The following is a 9,013-nucleotide window of genomic DNA, read 5'->3' on the forward strand; positions in this document are numbered from 1 at the left end:
CCAGGTGCCAAGTGCCTCTCTTCCATGCCTGTTAGAGAACTGACGACACGCCTTAAACCGTCAAGACTGTATATAACAAGACGACATGCTCTACTACCTTTACTACTCCGTAACCTATGGAGCTTTTTCTCACCACTCTTTTATAATGAGGTTAGCTTCGCGCGGTTGGTGGCAGCAGCCGCGTTCAAGGATCTTATTCAGTGCAGCGCAGGTACCTCTTAGGGGTGTCGTCGTTGGCGATTCGAGACATCGCGCGGGCTCCTCACCTTCCCGTTTAGCGGCCTCGGCATCGCAAGCTCGTGCACACTAGCACGGAAAGCAAGGTGATTGGCAATGAGAATTTCATGTAAGACACAAGTTGGCACTAACCAGAGTCGCCAGCAACCCTCACGCAAACAAACTCGGAGGCGCTCCCTACTAGCCCTCGTTGCTGCGAGTGTTTTGACTCTGGGACTATCAGGATGTGCCAGTACCAATTCGCATAATTTTGCAGCAAGCGATGCAAATCCCATTTCGTTCATGCTGGATTGGACACCCAACACCAATCATGTTGGTATTTACGTGGCCAACAGCAAGGGGTATTACCAGGACTCGGGTATTACCGTGAAGATACTGCCTACAGCACAAGCTGGTGCGGAAACTTCCGTAGAGAATGGGGTGGCAGATATCGGATTCTCAAAGTTAAGCAATTTAGCTGATTTCAACGCTAAGGGAGCACATCTGAAACTCGTTTTCAATTTGGCGCAACAGCCTATTGCCCGCTGGTGTTCATTGGCATCACGGACAGACATCACCAGCCCTAAAGACTTTGACGGGAAAACATTCGTAAGCTTCGGCTCTGCCGAGCAGACAGCCGTAGTGAAACAGATGATCAAATACGCTGGGGGTAAAGGAGATTTCACAACAGTAACGTCAGGCACTAACACTTTTACCACGCTCACCAGTGGCAAAGGAGACTTTGCTGGCTTCTATGTATCTTGGGAAGGCGTGCAGTCAGACTTACAAGGACCTAAGCTTAATTGCTTCACTCAATCAGATTGGGGAGTGCCAGGTAATCCGGATCAAACTGGTTTCGCCGTCAAAGATTCATGGCTCAAAGACCCCCAACACAAGGAGAACCTTACCAAGTTCATCCAAGCCACCAAGCGGGGGTATGATTGGGCCCTTGCCCACCCTGACGAAGCTGCTGACATTCTGGTCTCTCAAACTCCCACAGCCCATATAGACCCTCAGCAAGCTCGAACTTCTATGAAACTCATAACCCAAGAGGGTTATTGGACCAACCAGCCCAAGCAAACCACTGTTCCAGGCCGCCTCAACATGCAAGACGCTCAGACCTATCTGAATTTCCAATATGAAGCTGGCTCATACCAAGACAGCAAAGGCAAACCAGTCAAGCAAGCACCACAGGCCCACAACTTGTGGACTGATGAGTTTATACGATGAAACAACACTTCTCACAATTCTGTAGGCGCGCCCTCCCGCCTACCTTAACCGCCGCCCTTATCCTTCTTGCGTGGCAACTCTGGGTCACTTGGGGAGGTGTTTCCGAGTTAGTCTTGCCTTCACCTGAGCATATTGTTTTTGCCACTATCGCCAATCTCCCTGACCTCATAAGTGCAAGCAAAATCACCACAATAGAAGGATTAGCAGGGTTCGCGTTGGCAACCGTTGTAGGCTTATTCATGGGAATAGTCTTATACTCTTGGCGTTTTTTGCACGATGTGCTCTACCCTCTTATTGCGACAGCTCAAATGGTGCCACTCATCACCATAGCTCCGCTCTTTATCATCTGGTTTGGTTTCGAGCCAGTCGGCAAGGTGGTCATCGTTGCAATCTTTAGCCTCTTCCCTATTGCCATTCAAACATATCGCGGTTTAGCTGAGGTACCGAACTTTTATGAAGATGTGGCCCTGACATGCGGTGCCAACCGTTTCTGGACCCTGTGGCACGTCAAACTACGTGTGGCAGCCCCACAAATATTCTCGGGTCTGCGTATCTCCGCAGCATACGTCTTTGCCACAGCGTCTACTGCGGAATACCTTGGAGCACAGAACGGCTTAGGTATTTGGCTTCAATCTGCCTTCAACTCTTTCCAGACCACCCTTATTTTCAGCGCTACCTTCGTTATCGTATTGTTAACTTCCGTATTACTTGGGGTGATTGCTCTTGTGGAAAGAGCCACTATTGGAGAATGAGAACAAATTCACAGAAAGCCGTCTGACAACTCTGCAATACTCATTATCTGTCATACTAGTAATACCAGCATGTCTCATTTCAAGCGTGTGATTAACATAAAAATGACCATACGAGGTCGATAGAAGTATAGAAGAGGTATACATGCCGCAACTTAACGAGGATTCCAACAACTCGAATGCTGCCGGAAACTCACCAAGCCAGCAGCCCCAATACAGGCAGCCAGCCCCACCCCAGTATGGACAACAGGTGCCTAGCACCCAACAACCCCAATACGGGCAACAAGTTCCTAGCCCGCAGCAGCCAAGATATGGGCAAGCAGCTCCATCACAGTACAGTCAGCAACCACAGGCCCAGACCCAACCACAAACCCAGCCTCAATACAGGCAGCCAGCATATGGGCAACAGACACCAGGAGCAGCACAATATGGCGTACCGGGCGCACAGTATGCACAGCAGCCCCAAAACAATGCACAGGCAGGCAACCAGAATCCAGGCACTCAAAGTGCATTCCCTCAGAACACACCAGTTTATAACGGAGTAACCAACACCATGGCTGTACCTAGTCTCGATCAGCCTTGGTACGGCATTGGCTTTACAGACGCAGTCAAACGCTTCTTCAACAAGTACGCCGACTTCAAGGGACGGGCTTCAAAGGGAGAATATTGGTGGGTCATACTCTTCGTTTCCCTATGCAATATACTTTCCCTTTTCCTAAGCGTCCTCCTGGGAGAAGCTGGCACTTTTATTGACTCAATCTGGCATATAGCTATATTCATCCCACTTCTGTCGGTGGCGACGCGCAGACTGCATGACAGCAACCTGTCCGGAGGATGGCTCACCCTTCCAATTGCAATGTTCTTCAGTGGTTTTATGCTAGATGTAGTTACTTTAGCAAGCCTGCCTACAACTCTGTATAATGACCTGCAACCCGAAGACCTCTACGCCTTAAGTCCTGCGATAGGAACAATGATAACTATTGGCGGATTACTTATGATCCTGAGTATAGTTGCTTGGATAGTCCTTACTGTTCGAGACAGTAAACCAGAAGGAGCACGTTTCGACCGCCAAACCCCACCCAACTATCAGCGCTAATACCTGTGTGGCTCAGCATTTGCCATAGCGCTTAGCTGACACCACGCATAGAGTGTTAAGCACAGATTGCGACCCGAATAGACCACGAACATTCACAGTTCTACCGGTGGTTTATTCGGGTCTTCTGGTACATGCGCGAATTTAGCCCTTAGAGCTTCACGACTTTTGCGTTCGTCATCCTCTTTAGCTTTTCTCTGGGCTTCTTCTGGATCCCAGAGAACATCGACACGGTGCTGCTCCCATTCCTGCTCCAACAGCGGCGCAAGAGCTTCACTGAAAACCACTACTGCCTCTTGCTTCTGACCTTGACTACAAGTTACCAAGAGATCTTGCAGCTGAAGGTCAGAGATATAACAGCGAGGAATTCCCACACGATCGTTGAACTCATTGACTACCAATAGGATCGGTAAAACCTTGCGAGCATCATCCCTGCTGGCACCCACTGCCTGCCCTAACTCGTACGCCAACATAATAGATGCTGACAAGCGTTCAGCAAGAGCCTGTATGTCACTTGAATCTATGTGATTCGTTTCGTCTGTATGCAGAGATTCCACAGCTGCTTGCAGTATCTGCTGAACAACCTGACATTGTTCTTGATCCCAGCCGGCTTCCAAGTCACCCACGGTCTGCATTATGGCATCAGAATCAGGTGGAAAACCAGTCAGACCATCGTAAGCATTGTTTGCCGCCAGAAGCGCATCAACAATAGACTGAGGCCGTCCGGGAATCTCGTCAGCTCCCTCATACACAAACTCTGCATCAGCTATAGTCACATCCTGCCCAGTCATAATTCTCGCTAGACTTTGTGTCATCCTAACCTGGAGGTTCTCACCATACTTAGTATCGTTATCGAGCTGGGTTGCATCAGTCAATGGCCACAATTCAATGAGATTAGCAGCTGCTTGAGATGACTTTACCACACCCGGTAAGAGCGCCAACTTAGCTACCATACTCATATCGAATTGACTCATCATGCCCTCCTCGGCTTTGCTTCGATGGCGATCTATGCTACAGCTTACCTACTATTGTAAATAGTGTATTGCGCCCTGCGCAGCCACCAGCAGGATCTGCATACGTTATGCCAAGCACTTTCTTACTGTCATCATCAAATGTAATAGAAGTTACTGAAGCTAGGGCTGTACCACGCATAAGCATATTATGCTCGGGACGGCCAGTTTCCAAGAAATGACGGAAACTCCAAATAGGCGACTCATGGCTTACAGCGATTATTTGCTGCCCTGGATACCGATCGACTTGCTCGTAGGCAAAATCTCGCACCCGTTGGGCTATCGACTGGTACGACTCCCCCCAAGAAGGTTCCATAAGATTGGTTAGCAAGCGCCAATTACCATTACGCCAGAGGGCACCCTCCCCTTTGCCGATACGCTTGCCTCGAAACTCGTTACCCGCTTCGATGAGCCTATTATCGAACGCCAATTGGAGGGGATCGTGCTCCTCCTCTTGCCGGGTTGCGTTTATCTCATCACAGATAATTTGCGCCGTTTCCTTAGCCCTATCAAGGGGGGAAGAATAAATGGCAGCTACGCCCTGAGTCGCAGGGTTCAATGACAGGAAGCGCCCTGTTGTCTCAGCCATTCTCCGGCCTGTATTGGATAGGTGAAAACCAGGGAGCCGCTCATAGATCACGTGCTCTGGGTTATAGACCTGACCATGTCGGACAAAATGAATGGTCGTTGCAGACAAAATACCGCCTCCTAGTACTAATATGAACACACGCAAAAATTATTGTTTTTCTGCGTGTCGTTATCTCTTTCCACTAAAGTTTTGCACGGATTGCCTGTGGCCACAAGTCGAAAATACAATCCATCTACCACTCCAGAATACTCACCCTTCGGTGAAAGGAATCCGATGCCCAATCAGGTCATCGCTGCGGTCAAAGAAGTAGGACACCGTGTTGTCGACGGTTACGCAGAATTACTCAGAATGCCCAATACAGCTCGTTTCGCTACCGGAGCTGTCATAGCTTCCATGCCTGCACCTATGGTTGGTATGACCATTACTATTGCTGTTCAGCATAATTACGGTAGCTACTCGCTCGCTGGAGCCCTCACAGCCATTCAAGCCATTTCTATGGCTATCGCGAGCCCACTGATAGGTAAGCTAGTAGATAAGTTTGGCCAGAAGCAAACAGCTGTTCCCACAATTATTATCTGGCTGCTGGCAGCTGCCAGTCTCATAACAGCCATCACCTTGAACGCCCCTGTTTGGGTGCTTTATTGCCTTACCCCGTTAATGGCAGCTATTCCACCTTGGGGAGCTATGAGCCGTCACCGGTGGACTACCCTGCTCAAAGGTGATCATATTCGCACTGAGCGCGCACTATCCCTGTGCGGCGTCTTTGACGAAGCCATGTGGGTAGTAGGTAATCCACTAGCATCAATCCTGGCTGTTTACTCTGGAATTGTGGCCTTTGCCTTTACCGGATTGTGTGTAGTTGTTGGTGCCATTATGTTCTTAGGAGCTTTGGGAACAGAACCACCCTCTCAAACTGATTTAGCACGCAAGGAAGGCATCACCCGTAAAGAGTACCGTAGACGACAGGCAGCCCTGCAAGCCTCGCTTCAAGGTGAAAAACGTAAATCTACCTTTTGGAGTGCTGGACTCATCGCTGTCTGCGTTACTTGGTTTGGCCTAGGCGCTTTCCAGTCAGCAGCCTCAATCTCGATTATTTCTTTTGCCACCGAACAGAACATGAAGCAGATGACAGGTTTTGTCTTTGCATGCTTCTCCTTCAGCTCTCTCATCGGAGCTCTCTTTTATGGAGCAAAAAGCTGGTCGACTCCCCTATGGAAACGATTCTACTTCTGCCTCGTAGTGGTCAACTTAGGCATTGCGTCCTTCCTTTTCGCACACAATTTGTGGACCATTATGGCTATTTACTTGATTATTGGTATCTGCCAGTCTCCCACCTGGATTAACGGCAACCAGCTCATGCTCCACCTAGTGCCGCCCATCCGCTTTACTGAAGGTATGTCTTGGCTCAACGCCATGAATGCAATCGGGTCGTCAGCTGGATCAGCTATCGCTGGTATCTTTATCGATTCTTATGGATCCCGTGGTGGTTTTGCGGTTGTTTCTACATTAGCGCTCACGAGTTTGGCCATAGCTTTCGTCGGCTTACGACAGATTCGCGCATCCACTGAACAGCCAGATTTGACACTCATGTCTCGTTGAAGAAAACACCACCACAACTCAGCAATGTGATTGTAAGGGCATGCTGTAAGATATCCATGTGCGAAAACTCATTGGACAAATTGCTAAGTTTGGAATCGTTGGCTTCATCGCTTTTGTAATTGACTTCGGCGTTATGAATGTCCTCCTCTACTTCCACCTTAACAATTTAGTTGCTAGCACTGTATCTTTCCTACTCTCTTTGGCTTTTAACTACCTAGCAAGCATGAAGTATGTGTTCACCCACCGGGACGACATGGCTCGTTGGATGGAAATTCTTGTTTTCTTCGTTTCTTCGGCCATCGGCCTAGGTATTAACGAACTCATCATTTGGGCAGGGACTGCTATGCTGCCAATCGATGCTTCACAGACCATGCATTCCAAGTATGTGCTGTACTCCAATGCCGCAAAGATCGTAGCAACAGTTATCGTATCTGTCTGGAACTTCCTTACCCGTAAATGGCTCCTCGATGCTCCTACAGAGGGTAAGAATGTGTCAGAAAACTCTCTTTCCCGTCGCTTGGGCAAATTTTCACTACAGCATAGCCCCTTTGGCTGGCAGTAATAACCATCTGGGATTAGGCTTATCAGTGTAAGTATTGCTGTTAGAAGCATCCAGACTTCTAAGGAGAGTAATTATGCCTGTTATCCATACCCATATCAGTACCCCGTTGAGTGCCGACCAGCGAGACAGAATTAAGACCGCATACGGCAAGGCCATCACTGCTATTCCAGGTAAAAGCGAAAACTGGCTGATGTGTCCATTCGAGGACAATATGCCCATCTATTTTGCTGGCGACGATTCCAAGCCCGCAGCCTACGTTGAAGTCAATATTTTTGGCTCAGATGTCGATCGTTCAGTATGGGAGCAGCTCACTCAGTCCATTATGCAGATCCTGAAACAAGAAGCCAGTGTCCCCTCCGACCGTATGTACATCCGATATACAGCCACCCGCGACTGGGGTTGGAACGGCTCCAATTTTTAGTTGTTGATGGATTGTTGGTGGGTTGGCTAGTGTTTGGGTTGGTGTTTGTAGGCTAGCTTGTGTTTCGGCCGGTGTGATCGCTTGATTGATGGCTTGGGCGTTCGCTTGGATGATTGCTTGATTGATTGTTTATGTGTTCGTTTGATTGATTGCTGGGATGATGGTTTATGGGTTGGCTGGTGTCCTGTTTGTTCACGCTTACCCGCCAACCAACCATGCTTTCCTGGTTGTTTCACACTCACTACCAGCCAACCACTATCAGCCACCAACACCACTACCAATACCAACAACCACCAAGGAAACGAGGGAACACTAGGCTTACTCACAGCTGCCTGCCGGGCCTGAACCGGTGTAGGAAACACTCGCTGACCCGTCACAAAAATACGCTGCGTGTTAATCCCTAACGGAGTACACGTCACCAACGTCACTAAATCCTGACCCTCAACCGGTTGTAAACTACGAGTCTGTTCGGGTTCAACAACCTGTGTGTTCACGACCTGATACGTGACCACGTGATGGAAACTCGAGATAGTGAACTGGTCACCAACCTTGACTTTATCCAAATTCGTAAACAACGTCGCTTGAGCCAACCCCCGATGCCCGGTCAACACCGCGTGGGTACCACTACCACCCACCGGCACACTCGTGCCTTCTAAATGACCGATACCCATCAACAAGGTAGCATCACTGGTACCGTGATACACCGGTACATCAACACGAATACTCGGCACTTGTAACCGAGCCATCAACCCGTGTCCTGCTGGCAGGGTCTGCTCGTACCGTTCATGGAGATCCTTACCCTGTTGACTAAATGGCTGGTTCGTGTTTGCCCGGTAAGCAGCACCAGCATGTAACGCGTTGTTATACGCGTACGCGGCTTGTATGTAACGCTGCTCTTCTTGCGCTGATACCTGACCCTCATGTGGTACCCCTTGACCAATCAAGCGTGACTGCTCGTACTGAGCAACCCACGAAGCAGCTGACGGATACACCAACGCGCTCACACCAGCAGCTACCAACACAAACACGAGTAACGCGCTCCACCATTGACCACGCCGTACACGCTGCCACCATCCCACCCGATAACCCACCTGTTCCACCCTTGCCACTACCCGTCATACACGCCAGCCCACACTACCAACACCACACCAAGCCACACACAAACACCACCCCCATGATCCATGATCCTTGTCTAGGCTTTACGTAGTACGCCCCTTATCAGGTTCTTCCTACACACGCCCCTGTCTAAGTTTTTACGTACGCTCCTGAAGAATCTTCCTAGACCCATGACCAGGTTTTACACACACCCGTGTTCAGGTTTTTCTTAGACTCCTGACTTAGGGTTTTTCTTATGCTTGTGTTTAGGTAATGATATGCGGGGGTTTACCAAGGTTTGGGAAGAGAAAAAAGACCAAACCCGGTAAACCCCCGCCACCAACCGTGGCTTTGCTGGGGGGATTACCATACAAGCCACGGTAGTCTTCTACCAGCAGTGAGTATTCAACCAACACTCACTCGTGATGATTTCTCCGATACACCAGAAC

Annotated in this window: 9 protein-coding genes; 6 read left to right on the top strand and 3 right to left on the bottom strand. The window is 49.3% G+C overall.

All coding sequences use genetic code 11. The features are described from left to right. The first annotated feature begins 333 nt into the window (after positions 1–333). From BOCO_RS01570 to BOCO_RS07585, 3 genes are all read left to right on the top strand, one after another. The gene (locus BOCO_RS01570) at positions 334–1,446 is read left to right on the top strand and encodes an ABC transporter substrate-binding protein (RefSeq protein ID WP_094722353.1); all 1,113 of its coding nucleotides are present in this window, start codon (positions 334–336) and stop codon (positions 1,444–1,446) included. Then, positions 1,443–2,198: an ABC transporter permease gene (locus tag BOCO_RS01575; protein ID WP_094722354.1), complete on the top strand. Its 756-nt coding sequence runs from the start codon at positions 1,443–1,445 to the stop codon at positions 2,196–2,198. The genes BOCO_RS01570 and BOCO_RS01575 overlap by 4 nt, the downstream gene beginning before the upstream one ends. A gap of 142 nt (positions 2,199–2,340) precedes the next feature. Further along, positions 2,341–3,291, top strand: a complete 951-nt coding sequence (locus tag BOCO_RS07585) for a DUF805 domain-containing protein (RefSeq protein ID WP_094722355.1) — start codon at positions 2,341–2,343, stop codon at positions 3,289–3,291. Between the two features lie 92 nt (positions 3,292–3,383). On the opposite strand, the gene BOCO_RS01585 is transcribed toward BOCO_RS07585, so the two are convergent. Both BOCO_RS01585 and BOCO_RS01590 read right to left on the bottom strand, forming a co-directional pair. Next, on the bottom strand, positions 3,384–4,247 hold the full coding sequence (locus BOCO_RS01585) for a hypothetical protein (RefSeq protein ID WP_420835387.1): 864 nt from the start codon (positions 4,245–4,247) through the stop codon (positions 3,384–3,386). 52 nt (positions 4,248–4,299) lie between these two features. Next, entirely contained in the window at positions 4,300–4,995 is a 696-nt protein-coding gene (locus tag BOCO_RS01590) for a histidine phosphatase family protein (protein WP_094722357.1), read from the bottom strand. A 165-nt stretch (positions 4,996–5,160) separates the two neighbouring features. Here BOCO_RS01590 and BOCO_RS01595 point away from each other — a divergent pair, with 165 nt between their 5' ends. The 3 genes from BOCO_RS01595 to BOCO_RS01605 all read left to right on the top strand — a co-directional run bounded on the left by BOCO_RS01595 (position 5,161) and on the right by BOCO_RS01605 (position 7,469). Continuing rightward, positions 5,161–6,486, top strand: a complete 1,326-nt coding sequence (locus BOCO_RS01595; RefSeq protein ID WP_094722358.1) for an MFS transporter — start codon at positions 5,161–5,163, stop codon at positions 6,484–6,486. A 58-nt stretch (positions 6,487–6,544) separates the two neighbouring features. Further along, positions 6,545–7,048, top strand: a complete 504-nt coding sequence (locus tag BOCO_RS01600) for a GtrA family protein (RefSeq protein WP_094722359.1) — start codon at positions 6,545–6,547, stop codon at positions 7,046–7,048. A 73-nt stretch (positions 7,049–7,121) separates the two neighbouring features. Beyond that, the gene (locus BOCO_RS01605; protein ID WP_094722360.1) at positions 7,122–7,469 is read left to right on the top strand and encodes a tautomerase family protein; all 348 of its coding nucleotides are present in this window, start codon (positions 7,122–7,124) and stop codon (positions 7,467–7,469) included. 26 nt (positions 7,470–7,495) lie between these two features. On the opposite strand, the gene BOCO_RS01610 is transcribed toward BOCO_RS01605, so the two are convergent. Further along, positions 7,496–8,578, bottom strand: coding sequence for a class C sortase (locus tag BOCO_RS01610; protein ID WP_148140028.1), 1,083 nt, complete (start codon positions 8,576–8,578; stop codon positions 7,496–7,498). Positions 8,579–9,013: the final 435 nt, after the last annotated feature.

It is taken from the genome of Bombiscardovia coagulans (genome assembly GCF_002259585.1).
In the GTDB taxonomy this organism is placed as follows: domain Bacteria; phylum Actinomycetota; class Actinomycetes; order Actinomycetales; family Bifidobacteriaceae; genus Bombiscardovia; species Bombiscardovia coagulans.

Bases quoted from the DNA above. Each gene is read 5' to 3' on its own strand.
- BOCO_RS01585 (WP_420835387.1), bottom strand. From the start codon at position 4,247: ATGAGTATGGTAGCTAAGTTGGCGCTCTTACCGGGTGTGGTAAAGTCA.
- BOCO_RS07585 (WP_094722355.1), top strand. From the start codon at position 2,341: ATGCCGCAACTTAACGAGGATTCCAACAACTCGAATGCTGCCGGAAAC.
- BOCO_RS01570 (WP_094722353.1), top strand. From the start codon at position 334: ATGAGAATTTCATGTAAGACACAAGTTGGCACTAACCAGAGTCGCCAG.
- BOCO_RS01605 (WP_094722360.1), top strand. From the start codon at position 7,122: ATGCCTGTTATCCATACCCATATCAGTACCCCGTTGAGTGCCGACCAG.
- BOCO_RS01595 (WP_094722358.1), top strand. From the start codon at position 5,161: ATGCCCAATCAGGTCATCGCTGCGGTCAAAGAAGTAGGACACCGTGTT.
- BOCO_RS01575 (WP_094722354.1), top strand. From the start codon at position 1,443: ATGAAACAACACTTCTCACAATTCTGTAGGCGCGCCCTCCCGCCTACC.